Origin of the sequence: Acidovorax sp. NCPPB 3576, from assembly GCF_028473605.1 — a bacterium.
Classification (GTDB): Bacteria; Pseudomonadota; Gammaproteobacteria; order Burkholderiales; family Burkholderiaceae_C; genus Paracidovorax.
Genome location: NZ_CP097267.1, coordinates 532,112 through 557,500 on the forward strand (window position 1 = coordinate 532,112; position 25,389 = coordinate 557,500).

The following is a 25,389-nucleotide window of genomic DNA, read 5'->3' on the forward strand; positions in this document are numbered from 1 at the left end:
CCTGGGGAAAGTCGATTTTTTTGCGTGGAGACGCTCAAGTTCTCCAGGGGCTGCCCGATAACCTAACCAACAGGTTCAAGCGAATTTGTTGACCGGCAAGCGATGGATGGGTTCACGTGACTGCCGCCCCGGTCTTGGCAGCTGGCCATGGGGGTCAGCGTTGTGATCGGCGGTCTAGCCGGAATTTAAGTTACCAAGGAGCATTTCAATGGCCTCTACCATCAACACCAATGTTGCTTCGCTCAACGCACAGCGCAATCTGGGCATGTCTGCGAACTCTCTTACCACCTCGATGCAGCGCCTGTCTTCCGGCCTGCGCGTCAACAGCGCCAAGGACGATGCCGCCGGCCTGTCGATCGCCGAGCGCATGAACACCCAGATCAAGGGCCTGACCGTGGCGGCGCGCAATGCCAATGACGGCATCTCGCTGGCCCAGACGGCTGAAGGCGCCCTGGGCAAGGTTGGCGACATGCTGCAGCGGATGCGTGAACTGTCGGTGCAGGCCAGCAATGCCACCAACAGCACGAAGGACCGCGCTGCGCTGCAGTCCGAAGTGAAGCAACTCACCGACGAAATCGACCGTGTTGCCAAGCAAACCAGCTTCAACGGCCAGAAGATCCTGGACGGCAGCTTCGCTGGCGCCCTGTTCCAGGTGGGTGCCAACTCCGGTGAAAACATCACCGTCGGCGCCTTGACCAATTCGTCGGCTTCCGGCCTGTCGAACATCGAATACTCCACGGGCAGCGTGACGTCCCTGAATGCTTCCGACACGACGGTCACGGGTTTCAGCACCAAGATCGCCGCTGGCGGCCTGACCATTCAAGTGGGCTCGTCGTCCGCCATCGATCTGGGCGAAATCAAGGCCGCCGGCTCTGGCGTGGAACGCCTGGGCCAAGTGGTGTCCGCGATCAATAACAAGTCCGCCGATACCGGTGTGACCGCTTTCCTGACCAAGAAGGATGACGGCACGTACGATCTGGAGTTCGCTTCTTCCAAGCTGACGGGCGCAACGCCTCCGGTGCCGGAAACCATCACCTTCGGCGGCACGACGGGCTTCTCCGTAGCAAATACGGGCTTCGCCGCCCCGACGCTGGCGGCCGCCACAGGCACCGACAAGAAGGGCATCGACACCGTGACCGTCGCGACGCAAAAGGACGCATGGGTTTCCCTGAAGAAGATCGACAGCGCGATCGACCAGGTGAACTCCGCCCGTGCCGACCTCGGCGCTCTGCAAAGCCGCTTCGAGAACTCGGTGGGCAACATCGACATCCAGGCCGAAAATCTGTCGGCATCGCGTGGCCGGATCGTGGACGCAGACTTCGCCAAGGAAACGGCAAACCTGTCGCGCACGCAGATCCTGCAACAGGCCGGCACCGCGATGGTGGCCCAGGCCAACCAGCTGCCCCAGGGCGTGCTGTCCCTGCTGCGTTAATCGGTGGCTTATAAAGGGGATCGGAGTGGTCCGAACCCTTTTAAGCGGCGACAGGGCCACTCCTGTCGCCGCTTTTCCTGCTTTTAGATCGAAGCGATTCTCGCCACAATCGTGTATTGATTGTTGATGGCGGCCCCGGCTGCCTGGGAGACCAAAAATGGGTATTACCTCGATAGGCATTGGCAGCGGGATCGACGTCGAAACCATCGTCACCAAGACGGTGGCGCTGGAGAAACAGCCCCTCGTTCAGCTGCAAGCCAAAGCGGACACCATTCAGACCAAGATTTCCACGTTCTCCCAGGTGAAGTCGCTGCTCTCGACCTTGTCGGATGCTGCGGCCAAGCTGACCCGGGACAGCGCGTGGAACGGCATGGCGGTCAGCTCTTCCAACAGCGCGGCCGTCACGGCCACGGTGTCGGGAATTGCCAGCGCGTCGTCTTTCGGTGTGAGCGTGCAGCAACTGGCTCGCGCGCAATCGAATGCTTCCACCGCCGTGTCCAAGGATTCCGTTGTCGGTGCGGGCACCATGACGATCCAGCTGGGAACCTGGAATTCCACGGCGAATCCGCCGACCTTCGGAGTGGGGTCCACCAAGCCGATCAATGTCTCGGTCAGCGCGACCGACACGATCACCAACATCGCGGCGAAGATCAATGAAGGCGATGCGGGCGTCACCGCCACCGTGTTGCGCGATGCCTCCGGTGAGCGGCTCCTGCTGCGCTCCAAGACCACCGGGGAAGAGTCGGGCTTTCGGGTGCAGGTGGCGGAAGACCCGGCGGCGCCGGGCCTCTCCAAGCTCGCCTTCGATCCGCAGAATTCCCCAGGCGTCGGGCTGGCGGCCAACACCATCCAGTACGCGCAAAACACGCAGGCCAAGATCAACGGCATCAGCGTGACGTCCAAGGACAACACGTTCACCGAGGCCATTCCAGGCCTGACCCTGACAGTGTCGCAAGTCACCACGACCGATGTGGAGATGGGGGTGAAGGCCGACACCGCCACGATGAAGAAGAACGTCCAGGACTTCGTGGATGCCTACAACGCCGTCAACGACCTGCTGGGTTCCTCCACCAAGTACGACAGCGAGAGCAAAACCAAGGGCGTGCTGCAGGGTGACAGCACGGCGGTCGGGCTGCAGAACTCGCTGCGCGCGGCCATTGGCGCCGCGACCGGCGGCACCTCTGCCTTGCAGACGCTGTCCGATATCGGCCTGGAAGTGCAGCGCGGCGGCAAGCTGACGGTGGACAACACCAAGCTGGACAACGCGCTGAAAACACCCGACACCCTCAAGCAGCTGTTCGCATCCGACCCGGCTTCCGGCGGTACGGGCACTGGCGCTGCGGTTCGCATGAAGTCGTTCACGTCCGGACTGCTGTCGCTGGACGGGCTCATGAACAACAAGTCCGACGCGCTGGACCTGGAAGTCAAGCGCAACACGTCCGACCAGGACAAGGTGAACAACCGCGCTGCCGTGCTGGAAAAACGCATGCGAGCGCAATACACCGCGCTGGACACCCAGATGGGTAATCTTTCGGCCCTCAACAGCTACATCACGCAGCAGGTCGCGCAGTGGAACAAGTAAGTCCTGTGTTCAAACCAGCCGCCGCTTTGCGGCGGGTTTGACTACTGGAAAACGCCCGCTGAAAACACCCTGCCAGAACGCCAAAACACCTCGTAAATGTCCTTGAGTTCCTTCTTGATCTGCCGATATTGAATGTAAGTAGCATGAAGGAGTTCTCGATGTACACGCCAGTCAGTTCCCGCGCCGCCTCGGTCTATCGGCAGGTCGGTGTGCAATCCAGTGTGGATGGCGCCTCGCCCCATCAATTGATCCAGATGTTGTTCGATGGCCTGATGCAATCGCTCAACGCCGCCCGCGGCTCCATGCAGCGCGGCGATGTGGAAGAAAAAGGCCGCCATCTGGGCAAGGCGGTACGCATCATCGAAGAGGGGCTCAAGGGCGGCCTCAACCCCGCTCAAGGCGGCGAGCTGGCCGCCAATCTGAAGGCCCTTTATGACTACTGCGTAGGGCGGCTCACCATGGCCAATCTTCGCAACGATGTCACCCTGGTGGAAGAAGTGGTCAACCTGATCGTGCCGGTGGCGCAGGGTTGGGGCGAGATCGGTGCCGGCGGCCGTCCTTCGGCCTAAGGTTGGGAGAAACTAAGAATGTCTGAAATGCTCATCGATTACTACAAAGCCATCGAAGACAGCAGCGCCAAGATGCTGGAGGCTGCCAAGCTCAAGGATTGGGACGGCGTGGTTCGCTACGAAGGCGCCTGTGCGGTGCTCATCGAGCAGCTGCGATTCAAGGCCCAGGAGCACGATCTGCTGCCCGAACACCGCCGTGAGAAGACGCGCATCATGCAGCGCATCCTGAGCAACGATGCCCAGATCCGCTGCCTGGCGGAACCCTGGCTGTCGCAGTTCGAGCATTTGCTGGAGCGCCAGCCGCAGATGATGCATTGAGGGGAGGGCGGTTGCCGCCTTTGCCGGGCTGCACGGCCCGGCCCATGCTCACCAGGGTACCTCGCAGGCGGCGGTGAGCAGGCGAGACCTGATGCTCAGTGCGCCTGAGGCCGTGTTGTTTTTATGATGGATCACGTCGCCGGGAGCCGGCGGCGAACTGCAAGCCACTGTACAGCGACTGAAGGCGGGGACAACGACCGAAGGCTTCAATAGCCAAATCGCCCTCCAGTGCAATAAGTACTAGGGCGATATGCTATAAAAATAATAGCAATTGGCGGAATTTGCGTTTTGCTGGAGGCGTCAAACCTGCATGTTCATGATGTCGGTGTAGGCCTGAACCATGCGGTTGCGCACGTGCAGCGTGGCCTGAAACCCGATCTGGGCCTTCTGGATCGCCACCATGGTCTCTTCCAGGCTCACGGCCGGGTTTTCCATTTGCACTTCCTTTTGCAGGTCGGCCGCCCGGTTCTGGGAGGCGCTGACCGACTGCAGCGCGCCCTTGAGCGCCGAGGAAAACCCCACTTCCTGCGAGTCCTGCGGTGCCGCGGCACGGCGCGCAAGGCCAGCACCTGAAAGTGGCGTGGTGGGGCTTGATATGCGGAGGTCCATGGCTGTGTCCGAAGGAATGGCGGGATGGTGCAATCCTAGGGGGCCTGCGCTGCGCCATCCTGGGGAATAGATGGTGAAACGAGGGCCTTATCTCGGCTACGTCGGCAAGGCGCTCGTCCAATAATCGCCCCACGCCAACCCTCTGCCGGGTCGGACCTTTTGGAAAGCACCATGTCCGCAGTTGCTGAAGTCCCTGTCATCAGTCCCGCCAACCCCTCTTGGATGCAGCGGTTTTCCGCGCTCGAACGGGGCCAGCGGATGCGCCTGGGCGCAGGCATGGTCTTGCTGATCGCGGCCGTGGTCGCCGCAGTGGTCTTCAGCCGCCAGCCGGACTACCGCGTGCTGTTCGCCAACCTGAGCGACAAGGATGGCGGCGCCATCGTGGCCCAGCTGTCCACGATGAACGTGCCCTACAAGTACGCCGAGGGCGGCGGCGCCATCCTGATTCCGGCCGACCGCGTGCACGACGTGCGGCTGCGCCTGGCGACCCAGGGCCTGCCCAAGGGTTCGGTGACGGGCTTCGAGCTGATGGAGACGAACCGGTTCGGCGTCACCCAGTTCCAGGAGCGGCTGAACTTCCAGCGCGGGCTGGAGGGGGAGCTCACCCGCTCGATTCAGGCGCTGTCTTCGGTGCAAAGCGCACGCGTGCATCTGGCCCTGCCCAACCAGAATGGTTTTTTCCGCGAGCAGCAAAAGCCGTCAGCCTCCGTGCTGCTGAGCCTGTTCCCCGGCCGCTTCCTCGACCGCACCCAACTGGCCGGCATCGTGCACTTGGTTGCCTCCAGCGTGCCGGAGCTGTCGCCTTCCGCTGTGAGCGTGCTGGACGACACCGGCAAGCTGCTGTCGCAATCGCCCGACATGGCCGCCGGCTCGGGCGTGGATGCGCAGCAGCTGAGCTACGTGCAACAGATCGAGCAGCAGTACACCCGCCGCATCCTGGACATCCTGGAGCCGGTGGTGGGCAAGAACAACGTCAAGGCGCAGGTGACGGCCGAGGTCGATTTCAGCCAGACCGAATCCACCTCCGAGCAGCACCGCCCCAACCAGACGCCCGACGCCAGTGCCGTGCGCAGCCAGCAGGTGGTGGAAAGCGCCGGCTCCCAAGGCGCCCAGCCGCCCAGCGGCGTGCCCGGTGCCACGAGCAACCAGCCTCCCCAGCCTTCGACGGCGCCCATCAACGGCGCCAATCCGGCGCCGACGGCCGCCAACGGCCAGCAGGGCGCGCAGGGTACGGGCAGCAAGCGTGAATCCATCACCAACTACGAAGTGGACAAGACCGTCCGCGTGACGCGCGGCGGCAGCGGTGCGCTCAAACGCGTGAGCGCGGCCGTGGTGGTCAACTACCAGGCGGTGGCGGAAGCCGCGGGCAAGGCGCCCACCAACAAGGCCTTGTCGCCCGAGCAACTGGAGCAGATGACGGCGCTGGTGCGCGAAACCATCGGGTTCAACAAGGACCGCGGCGACTCGGTCAACCTCATGAACACGCCGTTCCTGGTCGATTCCACGCCGGTGGTGGACCTGCCGCTGTGGAAGCAGCCCGAGATGATCGAGCTGGCCAAGAGCCTGGGCTGGCCCGTGGGCATGTCGCTGTTCGCCGCGATGGTGCTGCTCGGACTGGTCCGCCCCGCCATCAAGGGCATGGGCAAGCCCCGGGCGATTCCGGTGGCCCAGGGCGGCCAACTCGACGCCATCGAGGCGGAAGAGCCGCAGCGCCCGGCCCTGGCTGCACCGTCCAAGCCCGAGGATCTGGTCCAGACGCCCGAGCAGTTGCGTCTGGAAGAGGCCCGCGTGCTGGCCAAGGAAAACCCGATGGCCGTGGCGAATATTCTCAAGACGTGGGTCAACGGCGAGTCGTGATGCCGCGCCGTGCGATGATTTCCCACCGACGCATGAAACCACGAGCTTTCCATGGATGACCAAGGCCTGAACGATGCTGCGATTTTGCTGATGTCCCTCGGCGAAGAGGAAGCCGCCGAGGTCTTCAAGCATCTGTCGCCGAAAGAAGTGCAAAAGCTGGGCGAAACGATCGCGCGCATGCGCTCGGTCTCGCGCGAGAAGGTCGATTCGGTCATCAACCGCTTCTCCGGAGACGCCGCGGCGCAGAGCCTGCTGGTGTCCGACACCAGCAATTACGTGCGGGCCGTGCTCAAGCGCGCCCTGGGCGATGACAAGGCCGCGCTGCTGATCGACCGGATTCTCCAGGGCGGCGACGTTTCCGGCATCGAAAGCCTGAAATGGATGGACCCGCTGTCGGTGGCCGAACTGTTGCGCAACGAGCATCCGCAGATCGTCGCTGCCATCCTGGTGCACCTGGACTCCGAGCAGGCCGCGGCCGTGCTCATGCAGCTCACCGACCGTCAGCGCAGCGAAGTGCTGCTGCGCGTGGCCACGCTGGAGGGCATCCAGCCCACGGCGCTCAAGGACCTCAACGAGGTGCTTTTCAAGGTGCTGGCAGGCGGCGACAAGATCCGCAAAAGCTCGCTGGGTGGCGTCAAGGCGGCGGCCGAAATCATCAATCTGCTGGGCTCCAACATGGACAGCGTGGTGCTGGAGTCGATCCGGGGGTACGACCCCGACCTGGCCCAGAAGATCATGGACAAGATGTTCGTCTTCGACGACGTGTCCAAGCTCGACGACCGCGCCATTCAGACCGTGCTCAAGGAAGTGGCGTCCGAAACGCTCATCGTGGCGCTCAAGGGCGCCGTGCCCGAGTTGCGCGAAAAATTCCTCGCCAACATGTCGTCTCGTGCCGCCGAGGCCATGCGCGAAGACCTGGAATCGCGCGGCCCGATGCGGCTGTCCGAAGTCGAAGCCCAGCAAAAGGAGATTCTCAAGACCGTGCGCCGCCTGTCGGATGAAGGCCAGATCGTGATCGGAGGCGGCGGTGATGACGCATTCGTATAACCCGCGCAGCTACTCGCGCTTCATCCCCAGCGAAGAGGTCGGGGAAGTGACCCAGTGGCAGTTCGGTGCCGTGGACGGGTCGGACCTGCTTGCCCCGACGCCGGAGCCCGAGCCGGAACCCCTTCCGGTCGTCTTCGACGAGGCCACGCACCTGAACGCCCTGGAAGCGGCGCGGCAGGAGGGCTTCGAGCAGGGTCGTGCCCATGGCGAGGACAAGGCCGGGCTGGAGTGGCAGCAGCGCATGGACGACTACATCGCTGGCCAGGGACAGGAGGTCGCGCAGCGGATGGATCAGGTGGTGCAGGCGGCAGAGGCCAGCCTCGTCAACATGCAGCAGCATGTCGCGCAGGAAGTGCTGCAGCTGGCCTGCGACATCGCCCGCCAGGTCATCCGCCAGGAGCTGTCGAGCCAGCCGCTGGCCTTGCTGCCCGTGGTGCGAGAAGCCCTGGGCATGCTGATCGCAGAAGGGCGTCCGGCCACGGTGCGCATGAATCCTGCCGATTGGGAGGTGCTTGAAAAACCCCTGAGCGAAGCCTATGCGGGGGCCAAGGTGCAGTGGCTGCCCGACGCGGCCGTGACTGCAGGCGACTGCTTCGTGGAGTCGGCAGGGACGGTGATCGATGGATCGCTCGGCCGGCGCTGGGAGCGTGCCATTGCATCGCTGGGACTGACGTCGGCCTGGGATGCCGCTGGAGAGAAGGCCCATGGCTGAAATCCTTCCTGACGCCATGCCGCTGCCGGATATTCCTGCCGAGCCTGCTTCCCAGAGCCCGCAGGACACGGCCTGGGGCCGATTCATGGCGGATGCGCGGACCCGCGTGGCGCAGGGTGCGCCCCTCGAAACCCGCGGCACGCTCACCCGACTGACGGGGCTGGTGCTGGAGGCCGTGGGTATTCGCGTGCCGGTGGGCTCTCAATGCATGGTGCAGATGCCCGGCCATGAGCCTGTGCTGGCGGAAGTGGTCGGGTTTTCCGCCGACCGTGCTTTTTTGATGCCGGCAGGCGACATCCATGGGCTCTCCAGCGGCGCCAGCGTGGTGCCTGCGGCGGCGTATGTGCCCCAGCCGCGGCTGGGCGAGGGCGCGCGGCCTTCGCCTGCGGCTGGCGTGCTGCGGCTGCCGATGGGCGATGGGTTGCTGGGACGTGTGGTCGATTCCCAAGGGGTTCCGCTGGACCATGGCGGCGCCGTGGTCAACGTGACCTCCGAGCCCATGGACCGGCGCCAGATCAACGCCATGGACCGCGATCCCGTGCGCGAGACCCTGGACACCGGCGTGCGTGCCATCAACGCCCTTCTCACCGTGGGGCGGGGCCAGCGCCTGGGGCTGTTCGCCGGCTCCGGCGTGGGCAAGAGCGTGCTGCTGGGCATGATGGCCCGGTACACCCAGGCCGATGTGATCGTGGTCGGGCTGATCGGCGAACGTGGCCGAGAGGTCAAGGAATTCGTGGAAGACATCCTCGGCGAGGAAGACCGGGGCCGCGCGGTCGTGGTGGCGGCGCCGGCCGATGCGCCGCCGCTGCTGCGCATGCAGGGCGCCGCGTACGCCACGGCCATTGCGGAACACTTTCGCGACAAGGGCAAGCATGTGCTGCTGCTCATGGATTCGCTCACCCGCTATGCCATGGCCCAGCGCGAGATCGCCTTGGCCATCGGTGAGCCGCCCGCTACCAAGGGCTACCCGCCCAGCTGTTTCGCCAAGCTGCCTGCGCTGGTGGAGCGCAGCGGCAACGGGTTGCACGGGGTGGGTTCCATCACCGCCTTCTACACGGTGCTGTCCGAAGGCGACGACCAGCAGGACCCCATCGCCGATGCGGCGCGCGCGATTTTGGACGGGCACATCGTGTTGTCCCGCGCGCTGGCCGAAACGGGGCATTTCCCTGCCATCGACATCGAGCAGTCCGCCTCGCGCGTGATGCACAACGTGGTGTCGCGGGAGCACTTCGAGTTGGCCCGGCGGTTCCGCGCGGTGTATTCGCGCTATCAAAAGAGCCGCGACCTGATCCAGGTGGGGGCCTACATGAGCGGCTCCGACCCGGCGCTGGACGAGGCCATTCGCCTGCAGCCTTCCATGGCGGATTTTTTGCAGCAGAACATGTTCGAAGCGGCGCCCATGGGCGAAAGCCTGGGGTTCATGGCCTCGGTGCTCAACCATTGATGCCCCAAGGGTGAAACGACCATGTCTTCCCTGAACGCTTTCCTGGTGGCCGTCGAGATGGCCGAGCGCAAGCGCGACGAAGCGCGGCAGGTGCTGCAGGATGTTCAGCGGGCGCGCGAGGCGTCGCAGGCGCAACTGCAGCAGCTGGAAGGCTATGCATTGGAAACCCAGGGGCGCTGGGGTGCGCAGCCGGACACCACGGTCAAGCCCGAAGTCATGTACCACCACTACCAGTTCATGGACCGGCTCGCCCATGCGGTCGGCCTGCAGACCGGGGTGGTGGGGGACCAGGCCGGGCGGGTGGAGCATGCCACCCGGGCCGTGCTGGCCGCAGAGCTGCGGCTGGCGGCCCTGAGGAAAGTGGTCGAGAAACGCCGGCGCGAGTTGGACAAGGTCCAGGCGCGCCGCGATCAGAAGCAAACCGATGAGCGCGCTGCGCTCCAATTCGGCAAGGAAAACGCAACCCAGGGCCAGCAGGGGCCGCAGGAGTGGTGAACATGGAACCGACACGCATCAACAACTCGCACACGCCCCACGAAACACGCGGGGCGCGCGCCACCGGCAAAGCAGGCTCGGCACATGATGCCACCCAGCAGGCGGCGGGGCAGGGCGGCTTTTCTCTGCTGCTGGCCGCCATGGATACCACCGCACCCGGAGACGGCACCACGGGGACGTTGCAGACCGACCCAGGTGCGGCCCTGGCCTCTTTGCTGCCGGCGGGAGAGGCCGGGGCCCTGCCAATGGACCCTGCCGCATTGGCGGCTCAAGGGGGGCAACTGTCGGCCCAGATGCCCCTCCAGGGCCAGGGACCGCTGTTGGCACAGGGCAATGCCCAGCAGGGGGGGCTCGGCCAATCGCTGGGCCGGGTGCTGGGTGACAGCGCTGGCACGGGGGCCTGGGCCAATGGATTCGGCGGCCTGATGGATTCCGGTAGCTTGGTGGGACAAACGGCGTGGATGGACCGAGCGACCGATCTGTCCGATGCGGCGGCGCCGACGGCGCCTGGCGCAGCCCCTCACAAGGGCCTGCCGTCGCGGTTTTCGGCGGCAGCAGGTTCATCTGCCGGCCTGGGGGTGGATGCCTCCACGGCGGGTGCGAGCGCTGCTGCTCTGCGCAATGCGCTGGGCAAGGAGGACAAAAAGCCCGCTTCCGCAGAGATGTCTGGAGCGTTGTCCGCAGCGGTCGCTGCCGTTGCACCGGACCGTCGCGACGGCTCGGGCGCAGTTGGCGTGCCGGCATCCGCTCGGGCAATGCAGGATGCGCTGGGTGCGTCTGCCCCGGTCGCTGGGGCCTTGGCTGAAGCGGTGGCTATGCGCGCTTCGGAGCGTGGCGCGGAATCGGGCGCATCCGATGCGCAATCGTCTCGGGGCGGCACGCCCGGGGCCGAAAGCGGGATGGGTTTCTCCCTGAACGAAGCGCCTGCGGCTGCCGACGGCACGGGCGTGTTGGTCGATCCTTCCCAGGTGGGCGCGGAAGACCAGATCGCCGAGCAGGTGGCGTACTGGGTGCACCAGAAAACGCAGAACGCCGAACTCACCATCGATCGCGAAGGCCAGCCGGTGGAGGTCATGGTGTCGCTGTCGGGCAACGAAGCCCACGTCACGTTCCGCAGCGACCAGGCCAATACCCGCGAATGGCTGGATTCCAGCGCTGCGCAACTGCGGGATTTGCTGCGCAGCGAGGGGCTGGAACTGTCGGGCGTCACCGTCGGGCAGTCGGGCCGCGACGGTACGGGAGCATCGGGTGGCGATGGCCGTCGGTCCTCTTCGGACAGCGATGGTCCTGCCCGGCGCACGCAGGTCCAGGCTGCCGCCGGCGTGGGCGCAGGGGCAGCTCTGGCCGTGAAGGGCCCTGCAGGCGCTGCCCACGCGCTGGACGTATTCGCTTGAGCGCTGAGCCCGTCTGGGCTCACGCGCTCTCGCGCTGAAGAGCTGCCTGAGGCGAAGGGGAAAGGCATCGACGAAGGTGGCCAATGCCGCGTCGCCTCCGCACAGCGTCCTGCCCTAGGAGGCTGAAAGCCATGGTTTTGGGCTTTTATTCTGGCTATTATCGAAAGCCAGGGCGCCCAATAATGGGGTCATCGAGCGAGGTGTGCAGCCTGTGCTGCCCTCGCTGTGCCTCCCTGTCCTGAATTTGTTGCGCAAGGAAACCCAACGTGTCTGCCAATCCTGCTGCCGCAGCGCCGCCCAAGGCCAAGAGCAAGAAGATGCTCATCATCGGTGTGGTCGTTGCCCTGCTGGTCATCGCTGGCGGGGGCGCGGCCTGGTTCATCCTGAACAGCCGCAACCATGCCGAAGACGAGGAGGGCGCCGAGGCGCGCCCCCATGCGCCGGCGGCACCCAAGGTAGCCCCTACCTTCCTGCCCATCGACAACATGGTCGTCAATCTTGCCGATACCGGCGGAGAGCGGTTTGCCCAGATCGGCCTCACGCTGGAACTGGCCGATGCCAAAACGGCAGAGCAGGTCAAGCTGTACCTGCCGAGCATCCGAAGTGCCATTCTGATGCTGGTGTCCCAGCGCTCCTCTGAGGAGCTGCTGGGCCGCGAAGGCAAGGAAAAGCTGGCCACCGACATTCGGCGTGAAGTTTCCAAGCCACTCGGATACACGGTGGCCAAGCCACGCAAGCGCCCCGCCAGCCAAGAGGCGGAGGACGAAGAAGAGGCGCCCCGCGCCAACAAGCCCGCTGCCGATACGAACCCTGTGCGGCAGGTCCTTTTCTCCAGCTTCATCATCCAGTGACGGCGACAGGAGACTGCCATGAGTGATTCATTTCTGTCGCAGGAAGAGGTCGATGCCCTTTTGGAGGGCGTCACGGGCGAGAGCCAGAAGTCGGTCGAGGAAGCGACCGAGACCGGCGCGGTTCGCAATTACGACATCTCCAGCCAAGAGCGCATCGTGCGCGGCCGCATGCCGACGATGGAAATCGTCAATGAGCGGTTTGCGCGCAACTTCCGCATCGGCCTGTTCAATTTCATCCGGCGCAGCCCGGAAATCTCGGTGGGTACGGTTTCGGTGCAGCGCTACAGCGCCTTCCTGCGCGAACTGGCGGTGCCTACCAACTTCAACATCGTCGCCATTCGTCCCCTGCGCGGCAGCGGGCTGATCGTGTGCGAACCATCGCTGGTGTTCGGCATCATCGACACGCTGTATGGTGGTGTCGGCAAGTTCCAGACCCGCATTGAAGGGCGGGACTTTTCGCCGACTGAACAGCGCGTCATCAACCGCCTGGTCGATGTGATCTGCGCCGAATACAAGAAGGCATGGCACGGCATCTACCCGCTCGATCTGGAGTACCAGCGTTCGGAGATGCAGCCGCAGTTCGCCAACATCGCGACCCCCAGCGAAATCGTGGTGTCCACCGCGTTCCAGCTGGAGATCGGTGATCTGTCCGGCGCGATTCATATCTGCATGCCCTATGCGACGCTGGAGCCCATCCGCGACGTGCTGTATTCGTCCACGCAAGGTGATTCCATCGAGGTGGATCGTCGTTGGGTGCGCGTGCTCACCCGGGAAATCCAGGCCGCCGAGGTGACGCTGGTGGCCGAGCTCGCCAAAGCCGATGCCACGGTGGAACAGTTGCTGGCCATGAAGCCTGGGGATTTCATCGAGCTCGACCGGGAGCCTCGCATCCGTGCCTCCATCGGAGGCGTGCCCATTTTTGAGTGCCAGTACGGCACGCACAACGCGAAATACGCCATCCGGATCGAGGAGTGCCTGCGCAACGCCGATCTGAGCTGGCTGGGAGAAAAGAATGTCAACTGAAGGCGACAACGACAACAAGGACGCTGGCGCGGCGGACGATCCGTTTGCGGGCTGGGCCGAGGCGCTGGAAGAGCAAAAGCGCACGGACGAGCCTTCAGCGGACCAGGGTGGGCCGCTGGCGGGAGACCCGGTGCGGCCTTTCTCTACCAACTCGGACTCTCCGGTCAACGACATCAACATGGTGCTGGACATTCCGGTGCAGTTGTCGGTGGAACTGGGCCGGACCAAAGTGCCGATCAAGTACATCCTGCAATTGGCGCAGGGCTCGGTGGTTGAACTCGACGCATTGGCAGGCGAGCCCATGGACGTGCTGGTCAATGGCTACCTCATCGCCCAGGGCGAGGTGGTGGTGGTGAACGACAAATTCGGGATTCGCCTGACCGATGTGGTCACGCCATCGGAACGCCTGCGAAGGGTCAGCCGTGGATAGCGCGGGCGGCAATATGACGCAGACGCTGGTCATCGTCGTGCTGTTCGTCGCAGCCATCGCGACGCTGCCCTGGTGGATAAAACGCATGCAGCAGCGGCAGGGCGGTGGCCTGGGCGCGGCTGCGAGCGCCGCCTCCAAGGTGGTGTCAACCGTCGGTATCGGGCCGCAGCAACGCGTGATCACGGTGGAAGTGGGGCCGGAGCATCAGCGGACCTGGCTGGTGCTGGGGGTCACGGCACAGCAGATCCGTTGCCTGCACGTGATCGATCCTTCAGCGCCTGCCGGTGTGCCCCGGGGCGTGGTTTCTGCTCCCTCCTTCGCCGATGAGGTGGCTGCAGCCAAGTTGCGGGGGCAAGAGGCACCCCATGGCTGATCGCTGGCCCACCTGGATTGGGGGGGCGTTGGCGGTCGCCGCTGCGGTTTTTGCCCCTGCGGCACTCGCGCAAGCGGCACCGGGCTCGTTGCCGGTGCTGGTCGGATCGGGCAACGCGGGCGCGAGCTTTTCAGTGCCCATTCAGACGCTGCTGTTTTTCACGGCCCTTTCTTTCCTGCCGGCAGTGCTTCTCATGATGACGGGCTTCACCCGCATCGTGATCGTGCTGTCGCTGCTCCGCCAGGCCATCGGAACCCAGTCGGCACCGCCAAACCAGGTGATCGTGGGCCTGTCGCTGTTTCTTACCTTCTTCGTAATGGGCCCCACCTTCGATCGCGTGTACCAGGATGCTTATGTGCCCTACACGTCGAACACCATCACGTTTGAACAAGCGCTGGAAAAGGCGGAGGCCCCCATGCGCGGCTTCATGCTCAAACAAACACGCCAATCCGATTTCGCCCTGTTCGCCCGCCTGGCCAAATTGGAGCAGGGCGCCACGGCAGAAACCGCGCCCCTGCGCGTGCTGGTGCCGGCGTTCGTGACCAGCGAACTCAAATCCGCATTCCAGATCGGATTCATGATCTTCATTCCGTTTCTGGTCATCGACATGGTGGTCTCCAGCATCCTGATGTCCCTGGGCATGATGATGTTGTCTCCCGTGCTGGTCGCATTGCCGTTCAAGCTCATGCTGTTCGTATTGGCGGATGGCTGGAATCTGCTGATCGGCTCACTGGCCGCCAGTTTTGCCACCTGAGGAGCGCGCATGACCTCGCAAATGGTTCTGACGATGGGGCGAGATGCCCTGACGTTGTTGCTGATGATTTCGATGCCGGTACTGGGCGCCGTCATGGTGGTGGGGCTGCTGGTCAGCATCTTCCAGGCCGTGACCCAGATCAATGAGGCGACGCTGGCCTTCGTGCCCAAGCTGATTGCTGCCATGGTGGTGTTCGCCATTGCCGGCCCCTGGATGATCACTTCGCTCGTGGATTTCATCCGCAGAACCATCGAATCCATTCCGTCGGTCGTGTCGTGATCACGTTTTCTGAGGCCCAGCTGGTGGCGTGGTTGTCACCGATCCTGTGGCCTTTTCTTCGCATATTGGCCATGTTCATGGTGGCCCCCGTTTTTTCCATGCGCGTGATACCGATGCGCGCCAAGATCGGGTTGGCCTTTCTCATTTCGGTGTGCGCGCAGGCTGCGTTGCCTGATCAGCCCATCATCAACATCAATGGCAGGGAAGCGCTCGGTGCCGTGGCTCAGCAACTGGCTGTCGGCGCGGCGATTGGTTTTGCGGTGCGCCTGGTGTTTACTGCGGTGGAATTGGCGGGCGAGGTGATCGGGCTTCAGATGGGGCTGAACTTTGCGTCGTTCTTTGATCCCTCCAGCAACACCCAAGTCAGCGCTGTGGCCCGGTTTTTCGGGCACATGGCCATGCTGCTTTTCGTTGTCATCAATGGGCACTTGATGGTGCTGATGGCGGTGGTCAAGAGTTTCGACAGCTTTCCCGTGGACGGCCATTTCATGCAGGCCTTGGGCCAGTTGCGGCTGCATGACCTGGGGGCCTCGCTCTTTTCCAGCGCCTTGTGGATCGCGTTGCCCATGATCGCCCTCTTGTTGTTCGTGAACATGGCCATGGGCATCATCTCGCGCGTGGCACCTCAGATGAATATCTATGCGGTCGGTTTTCCAGTGACGTTGACGGTGGGTTTACTGGGCATTGCTGCGACGCTGCCCATGCTCGAGCAGCCCGTCATGGCATTGATGCAGCGATCCATCGATCTTTTCGCTTCACAGCGGTAGATGCCTGGCCTTTAGACCAACTGGTTGCGAATGGCGTACACCGTCAGTTCCGCATTGTTGGTGAGCTTGAGTTTTTCCAGCACGCGAGACCGATAGACGCTGACCGTCTTGGGGCTCAGCATCAGCTCCTCGGCGATGTCAGACAGGCGTCTGCCGGACGCGATCTTCACCAAGGTCTGCAACTCCCTCTCCGAAAGCGCCTCGTGCGGCAATTCGGGACTGGGTTGCGCCAGGCTGTCGGCTAGCATCTGCGCCACTTCAGGCGTGAGGTATTTGCGGCCTTTCATCACGGTACGCACTGCTTCGATCAACTCCACGGGATCCCCCGCTTTGTTGGCATAGCCTTGTGCGCCAGCGCGCAAGCAACGCAGCGCGTATTGGTCCTCGGGATACATCGATACGACCAATACCTTGACGGCGGAGTCCGTCTCGCGAAGGCTTGCCAGCACCTCCAGGCCGCTGCGGCCTGGCATATTCAAGTCCAACAGCAATACATCGCAGGGAGCGGTGCGCAACACGTCCCTCAACTCGGAGTAGCCGCCGGCCTCTCCCGTCACCTGGATGTCCGGCGCCTCCGATAGCGTGTCGCGGATGCCCCTTCGCAGGACCGCATGGTCATCACACAACACGACCTGGATCATGGTGCCTCCTCCTCTGAAATGTTCTGGGGTGTCAGCGGCACCGACAGGATGACAGCGGTCCCGCGGCCTGGGTGGCTGCTGATGTCGAGCCACCCTCCAACGGTACGCGCACGTTCTTGAAGGCCTTTGAGCCCGAAAGATTTTGGTTTTTCCCGCATGGCCGGCTCCATGCCTCTGCCATCGTCGGTGACTTCGAGTGTGAGCACTCCTTCGCTGTCCGACAAGTCGACTCCGACCTGCCGTGCATCGGCATATTTGAAGACATTGGTCAGGGCTTCCTGCGCCGTGCGGTAAGCCACCAACTGAATGGCTGCGTCCACCTCGATTGTGTCCTTGCTGGTATACACCCGTGTGGGAATGCCCGTGCGCCGCTCGAAACTTTCCGCCAACCACTGCACTGCGGCCACCAGCCCCTGATCCAGGATAGGTGGACGGAGGTTCATCATGATGCGCTGACTCGCCTCGATGGCGTGCTGCAGCATCTCGGTTGCAGCCGCCGCATGGGCCTGCATCCCGTCGTCCTTCGCATGCCGGCTGATCCACCCCACATCGAAGCGCACCGCACTCAGTGCGCCGCCGATGTCATCGTGGATCTCGCGGGCAATGGCTGCCCGTTCTTTTTCGATTGAGCTTTGCAAGTGTTCGGTGAGCTCTGCCAGCCGCCGTTCCGATGCGGCCAAGTCGGCGGTGGCTTTCTCTCTGGCGCGCCGTGCCTCGTGCACTTCGATCGCCCGGTCAATGACGTGTGGCAACCTCGCCATGTCGTCTTTGAGGAGGTAGTCCGCAATGCCTAACCGCATTGCGTCCACAGCCGCTGCCTCGCCGATGGCACCGGACAGCAAAACGAAAGGGGGGTGGGACTCTCGCTGCGCGACGACGCTCCATGCATCCAGTGCGGTGAAGCCGGGCAGGCGGTAGTCCGCAAGAATCAGATCGAAAGGCTCCGCATCAAGCTGCTCGATGAACGTGACCAGGGTGTCCACGTGGTGGATTTCATACACCACGTTGGCGCGGCGCAACGTAATGCAAGCCAACTCATGATCCGCTACAGAATCTTCCAAATGCAGGATGCGCAAGGGTCGATCCGTTACTCCTGAGGGCATAGGGAACGCTATCATAGGATACATATTGGAACAAACAAGGGTGTTTGTCCCGTGCGGCGGTGATCGAAGAAAGCCGAGAGAATGGTTTGCATGGGACGTTTTGCCAGTGGAGTCCGCCACCAGCGTCTTGCCGAGTTGGAATTTGTTTGCCCTGCAGCCGTTTGCAGTTCTGGAGAAACGATGCAATCTACGCTAACTAGCCCTGGCGGCCCAGGGGTTCAAGTGCCAGTCATGGTTGCTGCAGAATTGCAAGACTCCTTGTTGGTCGTCATGCATGATCTGCACCGCTTGGAAGGCTTGCTCAGCCATGCAACAGACAATCTGCTGGCCCGCTTTGGCGAAGCCAACGGTGCATTGACCGACGAAGTTGTCGGTGACTCGGCCGAGCTTGCGGCGCTGCGGACGGCCTTGCGCAGTGCAGTCACCGAACTGCAGTTTCAAGACATGGCATCCCAACTGATCTGGCACACAACTAAGGTGCTGCAAGGATGCGCTTTCCGTTTGGCTTCCGAAGCCATGGGCACCGAAGAGGGCGAAGAAGCTGCGCCTTTCGCCGAAATGGCCCCCGACCGTCCCAATCCTGTCACGCAGAGCGAAATGGATGCAGGATCAATCGACCTGTTCTGAGCACGCGCCCGTAACTGGTTACCTTATATATTCAAGTGAGTGGAGCCCTACATGCAATCGATTCTTGCCGTTGATGATTCACCGTCCATGCGAAAGATGGTGTCCTTCACCCTGACCGGGGCGGGGTATCACGTGGTGGAGGCGGTAGACGGGCAAGACGCGCTCGAAAAGGCTGAAACCCACGACATTCATCTGGTGCTGGCAGACCAGAACATGCCAAGACTCGATGGAATCGGTTTGACCCGCAAGCTGCGTGAGCATCCCCGGTTCAAGACCATTCCCATTTTGATTCTCACGACTGAGTCGAGCGACCAGATGAAGCAAGCGGGACGTTCCGCAGGCGCCACAGGCTGGCTGGTCAAACCTTTTGACCCGAACCGCTTGATCGAAGTGATTCAAAAAGTCATTCGCTAACGCCATCGCGCGCAGATAACCTAAGTACTGGAGCCCCTAATGGCGGACACCTATCAAGAAGGCGCGGGCGGCGGCGCGGATTTCGATCTCAGTCAGTTTTATCAGATCTTCTTCGAAGAAGCGGGCGAGAACCTGGACCAGATGGAGCACATGCTCCTGGATCTGGATCTGAGTGCCGCCAATGACGAAGAATTAAACGGCATTTTCCGTTGTGCGCACTCCATTAAGGGAGGTGCTGCGACTTTCGGTTTTTCCGACGTCGCTGAACTGACCCACCAAATGGAATCGCTGCTGGATCGCTTGCGGCGCCATGAGTTGCAGCCTATCCCCCAGATGGTGGATGTATTGCTGGAGTCTGCCGATGCCTCCCGTAGCCTGCTGGCACGTCACCAAGCCGGAGGCCAAGGTGAAGCCGTGTCCACTGCTGCGCTCGTGCGTCGCATCAGTGAATTGGCGGCTGGCAATGTTCCCGCTGAGCCCGTTGCTGCTGTGGCACCGCCGCCAGCACCAGCGGCCCCCGTGGTTGTGCCATCCATTGTTGCGCCTCCGCCAGCCATTCCCACGGCAGCTGCACCCGGCGGTTCCCGCTCACTCGAGATCCGTATCGGTCCGCTGGAGCGTCTTGAACAGGCGGATGCCATCAAGGAGTTGTTCCGCGATATTCCGGGGTTGGGTTCGATTCGTGACGTTGCGTCCGAGGAGCCAGGTGTCCGACGGTTCGCTGTAGAGACGACCTCTACCAACGATGATCTGCTGGATCTGTTCGCTTTCCATGTCTCGAAAGATCAGGTGAGGATCAGTGCAGAGGGCGGTGCATCGGCAGTGGACGCTGATCCGGAAGCTGCGTTGCTGCAAGCCACGGAGGCTTCCGCTGAAGCACCTTATGGTTTCTTCAATGGATCCCCCGGAATGCCGAGCGAGCGGGTAGAAACAGTCGCTGGGAGTGTGGCGGATGCGCCCTCTACCAAGCAGCCTGTCAGCGCAGTCCGCACGGCCGAGCCCAAGGCAGTGAGCCAGGCGCAGATGGAATCCACGACCATCCGTGTGGCAGTGAACAAAGTCGACCAGTTGATCAATCTGGTGGGTGAGTTGGTCATTACCCAGGCCATGCTGGCGCAAAACAGCCGGGGACTCGATGCGGGGGCGTATCAGCAATTGCTTGCAGGCCTTGCCGATCTGGATCGCAACACACGGGACCTGCAAGAGTCTGTGATGTCGATCCGCATGATTCCCATGTCGATCGTTTTCAGCCGCTTTCCCCGGATGCTCAGGGACTTGGCCAACAAGCTGGGCAAGAAAGTCGAGATGGTCACGTTGGGCGAGGCCACTGAGCTGGACAAGAGCTTGGTCGAAAAAATCACAGACCCGTTGACGCACTTGGTCCGCAACAGTTGCGACCATGGCATCGAAATGCCAGCGGACCGGCTGGCTGCCGGCAAGTCCGAACATGGAACGATCACTTTGTCGGCATCCCATCAAGGGGGGTCTATCGTGATCGAGGTGCGCGATGACGGTAGAGGTCTTTCCCGCGAGAAAATCATGCGCAAAGCCAGAGAGCGTGGGCTCGATGTCTCCGACCAGATGAGCGATGCGGATGTGTGGGGTCTGATCTTTGCTCCAGGTTTCTCTACGGCTGACGAAGTGACCGACGTTTCTGGGCGCGGTGTCGGCATGGATGTAGTGAAGCGAAATATCGCCGCACTCAACGGGTCTGTGGAAATCGACTCCGCGGAGGGTTACGGCATGCGGGTATCGGTGCGGTTGCCGCTGACGCTGGCGATCATGGATGGCATGTCTGTGGGCGTGGGCGAAGAGGTTTACATTCTTCCGCTGTCTTCCGTCGTGGAGTCTTTCCAGGTCAATCCCGACGACGTCAATACGGTTGCGCAAGGATCTCAGCTGGTCAAAGTCCGGGATGAATACATGCCGGTCATTGCTCTGGAGAAAACATTCCAAGTCCCGCGGTTGGACCAAAGCAAGTCCAGCAACATCATGGTGGTGGTGGAGGCGGACGGCAGCCGGGTCGCTCTGTTGGTGGATGAGCTGCTTGGGCAGCACCAAGTCGTCGTTAAGAACCTGGAAACCAACTATCGCAAAGTGCCTAATGTGTCCGGAGCCACCATTCTTGGCGACGGCACCGTGGCATTGATTTTGGACACAGGTGCTTTGGTGCGGCGTGCTCGTCATTGAGTCCCGCGACCCGTTGATATAAGGAGAGCCCTATGGCTGGAGTGATGGAAAAGACCAATGAAGCGACTGTCTCTGGCGCCCGGGAGTATCTGACTTTCCGGTTGGATCAGGAGGAATACGGGATCGATATTCTGAAGGTGCAGGAAATCCGCGGCTATGAACCGCCCACACGCATTGCCAATGCACCAGATTTCATAAAAGGTGTGACGAATCTTCGTGGCACCATTGTCCCCATTGTGGACATGCGTTTGAAGTTCAGTTGCTCCAAAGCGGAATACAACAGCTTCACGGTGGTCATCATTCTGAATTTACGCAATCGGGTGGTCGGGATCGTGGTGGACTCTGTGAGTGATGTCATGGAACTAAACTCCGATCAGATCCGCGTCGCGCCAGAAGTAGAAAGCACTATCGACACCAACTGCATCGTTGGCCTGGGCTCTGTGGGTGAGCGCATGCTGATCCTGCTAGACATAGAAAAACTCATGGCCAGCATGGATATGGGGTTGGTTTCCGCCAACGAATAAGACCGATAGCACGCCGCCACGCAACGGCTTCAGGAAAAGTCGACGTGGTTGCTCCATAACCACTGGCATGTGGACCACCGACCTCTCGAAGTGAAAGCAACATGCGCCAGACCTCCAGTCATATCTCTTCTGCGCGAGGCGTGGCCGAATCACCGTCAGCGTCGCCTGCATCAGGTCCTTTGGCCCAGGGGCGAGAGTTTGTCTGGACCAATGCAGACTTCTCGCGTGTTCAAGCGCTCATTTATCAGCGAGCAGGCATCAGCCTTCATGATGGCAAGCATGCAATGGTCTATAGCCGTTTGTCGCGGCGGCTGCGTGATACTGGTCACACCAGCTTTCATGAATATCTGAGTTGGCTGGAAACTCATGATGGTCCGGAATGGCAGGAGTTTGTGAACGCGCTCACGACCAACCTGACGGCCTTCTTCCGAGAGCAGCACCATTTTGAAATTCTTGCCAATCTCTTGCGTACCCGGCCTGCTGGTCCATGGAGCGTGTGGTGCAACGCTGCGTCGACTGGGGAAGAGCCATATTCCATCGTAATGACAGCCATGGAGTCGTTGAACACTAACGGCTCGTTCAAATTGACAGCCAGCGATATCGACTCGCGCGTGTTGGCGACAGCGGCTGAGGGGGTATACCGCCTAGACAGTGTGAAAGGGTTGAGCCCTGAGCGTCTTCAGCGGTTCTTTTTGCGCGGCAAGGCGTCGAATGCCGGGTTCGCACGCGCTAAGCCGGAATTGCGCCGAGGCATAGATTTTTTAAGCGTCAATCTGATCCGCGACGATTGGCCTTTTCGAGAGCCCTTTGATGTCGTTTTTTGTCGCAATGTGATGATCTATTTCGACGCTGCGACTCAGCGCAAAGTGCTGGAGCGCATTCACCGTGTCTTGAAGCCAGGCGGCATGCTGTTTGTTGGGCATGCTGAAAATTTCAGCGAGTCCCGCGACCTTTTCACCTTGCGTGGAAAGACCGTGTACGAACGCCGCTGACCGATAGTCTTCTGCAAGAGCCCACATGACTAATACCCGTCCTGGTTTCCCGCCCCCGTCTGGCGCTCCCCCGTCTGCCCTGGGAGGAACGGTGGAGCGGCGACGCGCGCCGCGAATCGCCCCACTGAGTGCGGATATCTACACTGGGACTCCTGCCCCCGCAGTGAGGCAGTCGACGTTGCCGGAACTCAAGGCACAAGCCCGCCGCCCAGGAGAAGCCTCTTTCTTCTTTTTCGATCACCATTTCCAGCACAATGCGGTCAAAGTGCTTCCTGGTGAGTATTTCGTTGCTGATGAAAATCTGGTGATCATGACCGTACTGGGCTCATGCATCTCCGCTTGCCTTTGGGATAGTCGTTGTCGAGTCGGTGGCATGAATCATTTCATGTTGCCCGATGGAGATTCGTCCGATGTGTCTGGCCGTTATGGCTCCTACGCCATGGAACTGCTGATCAACGAAATGCTAAAACTTGGTGCCCGCCGCGAAAGCATGCAAGCCAAAATTTTTGGCGGGGCTCAGGTCATGCATAACTTCACCACCATGAACGTGGGGGAGCGCAACACCAATTTTGTCCTCAACTACCTCCAGACGGAGCGTATCCCGATTGTTTCGGAAGACGTGCTCGATATTTATCCGCGTAAGGTTGTCTTCTTTCCGGTGACAGGCAAGGCAATGGTGAAGCGTCTTGCACATGCGCATCCCGAGACATTGGTGGAACAGGAAGTTCGCGGCAACGCTGCGACGGTTGCCAAGGCGACCTCAGGCGGATCAGTGGATCTCTTTTGAGAAATGAACAAGGACATGAGGGAATGAGCAGCAAGATCCGGGTGATCGTCGTAGATGATTCGGCGCTGGTGCGCAGTCTTTTGGCTGAAATCATCAATCGCCAGCGGGATATGGAGTGCATAGGAACGGCCAACGATCCTTTGATCGCGCGCGAGATGATTCGTGAAATGAACCCTGATGTCATTACGCTGGATGTTGAAATGCCGCGTATGGATGGGATCGACTTTTTGGGCCGTTTAATGCGGTTGCGGCCGATGCCAGTCGTCATGATTTCAACGCTCACGGAGCGCGGTGCGGAAGTCACCATGAAAGCGCTCGAACTGGGGGCTGTCGACTTCGTCGCCAAACCTCGGGTCGGCCTATCGAGTGGCCTGAATGAGTTGGCCACCCAGATTGTTGAAAAAATTCGGGTGGCGGCTGTTGCGCAGGTGCGCAGAGCGCCTGCGCAAGGGACTGCTCGTCCGCACTCTTCTGCAGCAATTTCCGCAGATGGTGGGCATTCCCCGACGCATACCACCACATTGCTAGGCAGGCTGTCTACCGAGAAACTGATTTGTATTGGGGCATCCACTGGCGGTACGGAGGCCATCCGTGAAGTGCTGGTGCAGATGCCTGCGGATTCACCTGCTATTGTAATTACACAGCACATGCCGCCCGGTTTTACCACCAGCTTTGCTGCCAGGCTCAATGGGCTGTGCCAGATCACAGTGAAAGAAGCGGTCAATGGAGAGCGTATCTTGCCCGGCCATGCATATATAGCGCCAGGAGGTAGGCAATTCCACATTGCTCGTAGCGGAGCCAACTATGTTGCCGTTGTAGATGATGGCCCACCCGTCAATCGACACAAGCCTTCAGTAGAGGTTTTGTTCAAGTCGGCGGCTGTAGTGGCTGGACGCAATGTTTTCGGCATCATGCTCACGGGTATGGGGAATGATGGCGCTGCCGCGATGCGGGAGATGAAGGACGCCGGCAGCTTTAACTATGTGCAGGATGAGGCGAGCTGCATCGTTTTCGGGATGCCTAGGGAGGCCATTGCACATGGCGCTGCTGATGAGGTCTTGCCTTTAAATCAGATCGCTTCCGCTTTAGTTGCCAAGCTGCGTGGTTCAACCGATCGGTTGCACCATCGTATCTAAGTTTTAGGTCAAAGCAGGCCGTAGCTATGAGTGAATCGCCCCGGTTTTGAACTGACCCCCAGAAGTTGGACGAACTGACCTGCTCCCCATAGGACGTACCAGTTGAAGGTTGGTAGAGTCCGTTTTCAGAGGAAGAACGGACATAAAGAAGAGCAGATTCACCGACGAACAGATCATCGGTTTTCTCAAGCAGGCCGAGGACGGCATGCCGGTCCAAGAGTTGTGCCGCCCGGGCGGCTTCAGCGATGCGACCTTCTACAAGTGGCGTGCCAAGTTCGGTGGCATGCAGACCAGCGAAGCCACGCGGCTGCGCGAGATCGAGGGGGAGAACGCCAAGCTCAAGAAGCTGCTGGCTGAGGCCCACCTGCACATCGAGGCGCTGAAGGTGGGCTTTGGGGTAAAGCGCTGACCCCGCAGGCCAGGCGCGAGGCCGCTGCCAGGATGGTTCAGGAACTGTCCATCAGCGAGCGGCGCGCCTGTCGCTATGCGGGGTTGTCCAGAACTAGTTACCGGGATCCGCCCAGCATGAACGAGTTCACGGCCAACCTGAGCACGCATTCGATGTGTCCGGGAAACCTGGGGAAGTCCACCTAGTCCTTGCGGTGCTCATGTTGCCCGCCGTTGCAAGGGTGCCTGCAGGAGCGGGAAGTTCACAACACGATTTAAGAGGACAAGGTGGTCCAGCGCTCCAACGCAGCCATAAGCTGTCTTTCTATCTCTCCCTCTCGCGCATGAAGGGCTACCGCTTGTACTCCGTCTTTTGCATACAGTGAGCCATCGGCCAGTTTTGACTGAATCGCCAGTTGCTCCGCTTCTAACGTAGCAATCTGAGTGGGAAGTTGCTCCAACTCTCGCTGCTCTTTGTAGCTCAGCTTCTTCTTTGCTGCGGGCCCTGTCTTTTCCTGGACATCTCCCTTGTCATCGGGCGCAACTTTGGCTGAAGCTAATGTTGTAGCGTTAAGCAAGCCACTGCGACGAGATTGAATGAGCCAATCTTGAACACTGCCTTCATATTCCCGCCAAAGTCCATTTCCCTCAT

Annotated in this window: 28 protein-coding genes and 1 pseudogene (1 of these 29 running past the window's edge); 25 read left to right on the plus strand and 4 right to left on the minus strand. The window is 61.3% G+C overall.

What is annotated here, in order from left to right; all coding sequences use genetic code 11:
* Positions 1–208 precede the first annotated feature (208 nt).
* The 4 genes from M5C98_RS02665 to M5C98_RS02680 all read left to right on the plus strand — a co-directional run bounded on the left by M5C98_RS02665 (position 209) and on the right by M5C98_RS02680 (position 3,901).
* Complete coding sequence (locus M5C98_RS02665; protein WP_272550811.1) at positions 209–1,432, plus strand: flagellin; 1,224 nt, start codon at positions 209–211, stop codon at positions 1,430–1,432.
* 157 nt (positions 1,433–1,589) lie between these two features.
* Positions 1,590–3,014 (plus strand): flagellar filament capping protein FliD, encoded by a 1,425-nt coding sequence (fliD, locus tag M5C98_RS02670; protein ID WP_272550813.1) that lies wholly within the window; start codon positions 1,590–1,592, stop codon positions 3,012–3,014.
* 158 nt (positions 3,015–3,172) lie between these two features.
* A complete protein-coding gene (fliS, locus tag M5C98_RS02675; protein WP_272550815.1) occupies positions 3,173–3,583 on the plus strand; it encodes a flagellar export chaperone FliS in 411 nt (136 codons plus the stop codon).
* A gap of 18 nt (positions 3,584–3,601) precedes the next feature.
* Positions 3,602–3,901, plus strand: a complete 300-nt coding sequence (locus M5C98_RS02680) for a flagellar protein FliT (RefSeq protein ID WP_092745692.1) — start codon at positions 3,602–3,604, stop codon at positions 3,899–3,901.
* A 300-nt stretch (positions 3,902–4,201) separates the two neighbouring features.
* Here the strand turns inward: M5C98_RS02680 and fliE are convergent, their stop codons facing one another.
* Positions 4,202–4,510, minus strand: coding sequence for a flagellar hook-basal body complex protein FliE (gene fliE / locus M5C98_RS02685; RefSeq protein WP_272550816.1), 309 nt, complete (start codon positions 4,508–4,510; stop codon positions 4,202–4,204).
* A gap of 171 nt (positions 4,511–4,681) precedes the next feature.
* Between fliE and fliF the strand changes: the two genes are divergently transcribed.
* The 13 genes from fliF to fliR all read left to right on the plus strand — a co-directional run bounded on the left by fliF (position 4,682) and on the right by fliR (position 15,936).
* Entirely contained in the window at positions 4,682–6,367 is a 1,686-nt protein-coding gene (gene fliF / locus M5C98_RS02690; RefSeq protein WP_272550817.1) for a flagellar basal-body MS-ring/collar protein FliF, read from the plus strand.
* Positions 6,368–6,418: 51 nt separating this feature from the next.
* Positions 6,419–7,414 (plus strand): flagellar motor switch protein FliG, encoded by a 996-nt coding sequence (fliG, locus tag M5C98_RS02695; protein ID WP_272550818.1) that lies wholly within the window; start codon positions 6,419–6,421, stop codon positions 7,412–7,414.
* Positions 7,398–8,126 (plus strand): FliH/SctL family protein, encoded by a 729-nt coding sequence (locus tag M5C98_RS02700; RefSeq protein ID WP_272550819.1) that lies wholly within the window; start codon positions 7,398–7,400, stop codon positions 8,124–8,126. The genes fliG and M5C98_RS02700 overlap by 17 nt, the downstream gene beginning before the upstream one ends.
* Before the next feature lie 85 nt (positions 8,127–8,211).
* Positions 8,212–9,570 carry a flagellar protein export ATPase FliI gene (fliI, locus tag M5C98_RS02705; RefSeq protein ID WP_272553119.1) on the plus strand — a complete coding sequence of 453 codons (1,359 nt, stop codon included), beginning with the start codon at positions 8,212–8,214 and terminating at the stop codon, positions 9,568–9,570.
* A 21-nt stretch (positions 9,571–9,591) separates the two neighbouring features.
* Positions 9,592–10,065: a flagellar export protein FliJ gene (gene fliJ, locus M5C98_RS02710; RefSeq protein ID WP_272550820.1), complete on the plus strand. Its 474-nt coding sequence runs from the start codon at positions 9,592–9,594 to the stop codon at positions 10,063–10,065.
* 2 nt (positions 10,066–10,067) lie between these two features.
* Positions 10,068–11,459: a flagellar hook-length control protein FliK gene (locus tag M5C98_RS02715; RefSeq protein ID WP_272550821.1), complete on the plus strand. Its 1,392-nt coding sequence runs from the start codon at positions 10,068–10,070 to the stop codon at positions 11,457–11,459.
* Between the two features lie 266 nt (positions 11,460–11,725).
* The gene (locus M5C98_RS02720; protein WP_272550822.1) at positions 11,726–12,310 is read left to right on the plus strand and encodes a flagellar basal body-associated FliL family protein; all 585 of its coding nucleotides are present in this window, start codon (positions 11,726–11,728) and stop codon (positions 12,308–12,310) included.
* A gap of 18 nt (positions 12,311–12,328) precedes the next feature.
* Positions 12,329–13,333: a flagellar motor switch protein FliM gene (fliM, locus tag M5C98_RS02725; RefSeq protein ID WP_272550823.1), complete on the plus strand. Its 1,005-nt coding sequence runs from the start codon at positions 12,329–12,331 to the stop codon at positions 13,331–13,333.
* Positions 13,323–13,763 carry a flagellar motor switch protein FliN gene (fliN, locus tag M5C98_RS02730; protein WP_272550824.1) on the plus strand — a complete coding sequence of 147 codons (441 nt, stop codon included), beginning with the start codon at positions 13,323–13,325 and terminating at the stop codon, positions 13,761–13,763. Before fliM ends, fliN begins: the two co-directional genes overlap by 11 nt.
* A 13-nt stretch (positions 13,764–13,776) precedes the next feature.
* Positions 13,777–14,136, plus strand: coding sequence for a FliO/MopB family protein (locus tag M5C98_RS02735; protein WP_272550825.1), 360 nt, complete (start codon positions 13,777–13,779; stop codon positions 14,134–14,136).
* Positions 14,129–14,890, plus strand: coding sequence for a flagellar type III secretion system pore protein FliP (gene fliP / locus M5C98_RS02740; protein ID WP_272550826.1), 762 nt, complete (start codon positions 14,129–14,131; stop codon positions 14,888–14,890). Before M5C98_RS02735 ends, fliP begins: the two co-directional genes overlap by 8 nt.
* A 9-nt stretch (positions 14,891–14,899) precedes the next feature.
* A complete protein-coding gene (fliQ, locus tag M5C98_RS02745) occupies positions 14,900–15,169 on the plus strand; it encodes a flagellar biosynthesis protein FliQ (RefSeq protein ID WP_092745701.1) in 270 nt (89 codons plus the stop codon).
* A complete protein-coding gene (gene fliR / locus M5C98_RS02750; RefSeq protein WP_272550827.1) occupies positions 15,166–15,936 on the plus strand; it encodes a flagellar biosynthetic protein FliR in 771 nt (256 codons plus the stop codon). Before fliQ ends, fliR begins: the two co-directional genes overlap by 4 nt.
* A gap of 11 nt (positions 15,937–15,947) precedes the next feature.
* Here fliR and M5C98_RS02755 read toward each other — a convergent pair whose 3' ends face one another.
* Together M5C98_RS02755 and M5C98_RS02760 are read right to left on the minus strand one after the other, a co-directional pair.
* Positions 15,948–16,577, minus strand: a complete 630-nt coding sequence (locus M5C98_RS02755) for a response regulator (RefSeq protein ID WP_272550828.1) — start codon at positions 16,575–16,577, stop codon at positions 15,948–15,950.
* Positions 16,574–17,695 carry an ATP-binding protein gene (locus M5C98_RS02760; protein ID WP_442867222.1) on the minus strand — a complete coding sequence of 374 codons (1,122 nt, stop codon included), beginning with the start codon at positions 17,693–17,695 and terminating at the stop codon, positions 16,574–16,576. The genes M5C98_RS02755 and M5C98_RS02760 overlap by 4 nt, the downstream gene beginning before the upstream one ends.
* Positions 17,696–17,860: 165 nt before the next feature.
* On the opposite strand from M5C98_RS02760, the gene M5C98_RS02765 reads away from it, so the two are divergent.
* The 8 genes and pseudogenes from M5C98_RS02765 to M5C98_RS02800 all read left to right on the plus strand — a co-directional run.
* On the plus strand, positions 17,861–18,307 hold the full coding sequence (locus M5C98_RS02765; RefSeq protein ID WP_272553121.1) for a hypothetical protein: 447 nt from the start codon (positions 17,861–17,863) through the stop codon (positions 18,305–18,307).
* A gap of 51 nt (positions 18,308–18,358) precedes the next feature.
* On the plus strand, positions 18,359–18,721 hold the full coding sequence (locus M5C98_RS02770; protein WP_092745705.1) for a response regulator: 363 nt from the start codon (positions 18,359–18,361) through the stop codon (positions 18,719–18,721).
* Between the two features lie 39 nt (positions 18,722–18,760).
* Positions 18,761–20,911 (plus strand): chemotaxis protein CheW, encoded by a 2,151-nt coding sequence (locus M5C98_RS02775; protein WP_272550830.1) that lies wholly within the window; start codon positions 18,761–18,763, stop codon positions 20,909–20,911.
* A gap of 32 nt (positions 20,912–20,943) precedes the next feature.
* Positions 20,944–21,435 (plus strand): chemotaxis protein CheW, encoded by a 492-nt coding sequence (locus M5C98_RS02780; protein ID WP_272550831.1) that lies wholly within the window; start codon positions 20,944–20,946, stop codon positions 21,433–21,435.
* Positions 21,436–21,536: 101 nt separating this feature from the next.
* Complete coding sequence (locus M5C98_RS02785; protein ID WP_272550832.1) at positions 21,537–22,427, plus strand: CheR family methyltransferase; 891 nt, start codon at positions 21,537–21,539, stop codon at positions 22,425–22,427.
* Between the two features lie 25 nt (positions 22,428–22,452).
* Positions 22,453–23,214, plus strand: a complete 762-nt coding sequence (gene cheD / locus M5C98_RS02790) for a chemoreceptor glutamine deamidase CheD (protein ID WP_272550833.1) — start codon at positions 22,453–22,455, stop codon at positions 23,212–23,214.
* A gap of 23 nt (positions 23,215–23,237) precedes the next feature.
* Positions 23,238–24,350, plus strand: a complete 1,113-nt coding sequence (locus tag M5C98_RS02795; protein ID WP_272550834.1) for a protein-glutamate methylesterase/protein-glutamine glutaminase — start codon at positions 23,238–23,240, stop codon at positions 24,348–24,350.
* A gap of 205 nt (positions 24,351–24,555) precedes the next feature.
* Positions 24,556–24,854: pseudogene (locus M5C98_RS02800) on the plus strand (transposase); the annotation flags it as partial.
* Between the two features lie 158 nt (positions 24,855–25,012).
* Here M5C98_RS02800 and M5C98_RS02805 read toward each other — a convergent pair.
* Positions 25,013–25,389, minus strand: the 3' end of a protein-coding gene (locus M5C98_RS02805; RefSeq protein ID WP_272550836.1) for an ATP-binding cassette domain-containing protein. It continues 1,507 nt past the right edge of the window; 377 of the gene's 1,884 nt are visible here — the last part of the coding sequence; its start codon lies beyond the right edge, outside the window; its stop codon occupies positions 25,013–25,015.

Bases quoted from the DNA above. Each gene is read 5' to 3' on its own strand.
- M5C98_RS02665 (WP_272550811.1), top strand. From the start codon at position 209: ATGGCCTCTACCATCAACACCAATGTTGCTTCGCTCAACGCACAGCGC.
- fliD (WP_272550813.1), top strand. From the start codon at position 1,590: ATGGGTATTACCTCGATAGGCATTGGCAGCGGGATCGACGTCGAAACC.
- fliS (WP_272550815.1), top strand. From the start codon at position 3,173: ATGTACACGCCAGTCAGTTCCCGCGCCGCCTCGGTCTATCGGCAGGTC.
- M5C98_RS02680 (WP_092745692.1), top strand. From the start codon at position 3,602: ATGTCTGAAATGCTCATCGATTACTACAAAGCCATCGAAGACAGCAGC.
- fliE (WP_272550816.1), bottom strand. From the start codon at position 4,510: ATGGACCTCCGCATATCAAGCCCCACCACGCCACTTTCAGGTGCTGGC.
- fliF (WP_272550817.1), top strand. From the start codon at position 4,682: ATGTCCGCAGTTGCTGAAGTCCCTGTCATCAGTCCCGCCAACCCCTCT.
- fliG (WP_272550818.1), top strand. From the start codon at position 6,419: ATGGATGACCAAGGCCTGAACGATGCTGCGATTTTGCTGATGTCCCTC.
- M5C98_RS02700 (WP_272550819.1), top strand. From the start codon at position 7,398: ATGACGCATTCGTATAACCCGCGCAGCTACTCGCGCTTCATCCCCAGC.
- fliI (WP_272553119.1), top strand. From the start codon at position 8,212: ATGGCGGATGCGCGGACCCGCGTGGCGCAGGGTGCGCCCCTCGAAACC.
- fliJ (WP_272550820.1), top strand. From the start codon at position 9,592: ATGTCTTCCCTGAACGCTTTCCTGGTGGCCGTCGAGATGGCCGAGCGC.
- M5C98_RS02715 (WP_272550821.1), top strand. From the start codon at position 10,068: ATGGAACCGACACGCATCAACAACTCGCACACGCCCCACGAAACACGC.
- fliM (WP_272550823.1), top strand. From the start codon at position 12,329: ATGAGTGATTCATTTCTGTCGCAGGAAGAGGTCGATGCCCTTTTGGAG.
- fliN (WP_272550824.1), top strand. From the start codon at position 13,323: ATGTCAACTGAAGGCGACAACGACAACAAGGACGCTGGCGCGGCGGAC.
- M5C98_RS02735 (WP_272550825.1), top strand. From the start codon at position 13,777: ATGACGCAGACGCTGGTCATCGTCGTGCTGTTCGTCGCAGCCATCGCG.
- fliP (WP_272550826.1), top strand. From the start codon at position 14,129: ATGGCTGATCGCTGGCCCACCTGGATTGGGGGGGCGTTGGCGGTCGCC.
- fliQ (WP_092745701.1), top strand. From the start codon at position 14,900: ATGACCTCGCAAATGGTTCTGACGATGGGGCGAGATGCCCTGACGTTG.
- M5C98_RS02755 (WP_272550828.1), bottom strand. From the start codon at position 16,577: ATGATCCAGGTCGTGTTGTGTGATGACCATGCGGTCCTGCGAAGGGGC.
- M5C98_RS02760 (WP_442867222.1), bottom strand. From the start codon at position 17,695: ATGATAGCGTTCCCTATGCCCTCAGGAGTAACGGATCGACCCTTGCGC.
- M5C98_RS02765 (WP_272553121.1), top strand. From the start codon at position 17,861: ATGCAATCTACGCTAACTAGCCCTGGCGGCCCAGGGGTTCAAGTGCCA.
- M5C98_RS02770 (WP_092745705.1), top strand. From the start codon at position 18,359: ATGCAATCGATTCTTGCCGTTGATGATTCACCGTCCATGCGAAAGATG.
- M5C98_RS02775 (WP_272550830.1), top strand. From the start codon at position 18,761: ATGGCGGACACCTATCAAGAAGGCGCGGGCGGCGGCGCGGATTTCGAT.
- M5C98_RS02780 (WP_272550831.1), top strand. From the start codon at position 20,944: ATGGCTGGAGTGATGGAAAAGACCAATGAAGCGACTGTCTCTGGCGCC.
- M5C98_RS02785 (WP_272550832.1), top strand. From the start codon at position 21,537: ATGCGCCAGACCTCCAGTCATATCTCTTCTGCGCGAGGCGTGGCCGAA.
- cheD (WP_272550833.1), top strand. From the start codon at position 22,453: ATGACTAATACCCGTCCTGGTTTCCCGCCCCCGTCTGGCGCTCCCCCG.
- M5C98_RS02795 (WP_272550834.1), top strand. From the start codon at position 23,238: ATGAGCAGCAAGATCCGGGTGATCGTCGTAGATGATTCGGCGCTGGTG.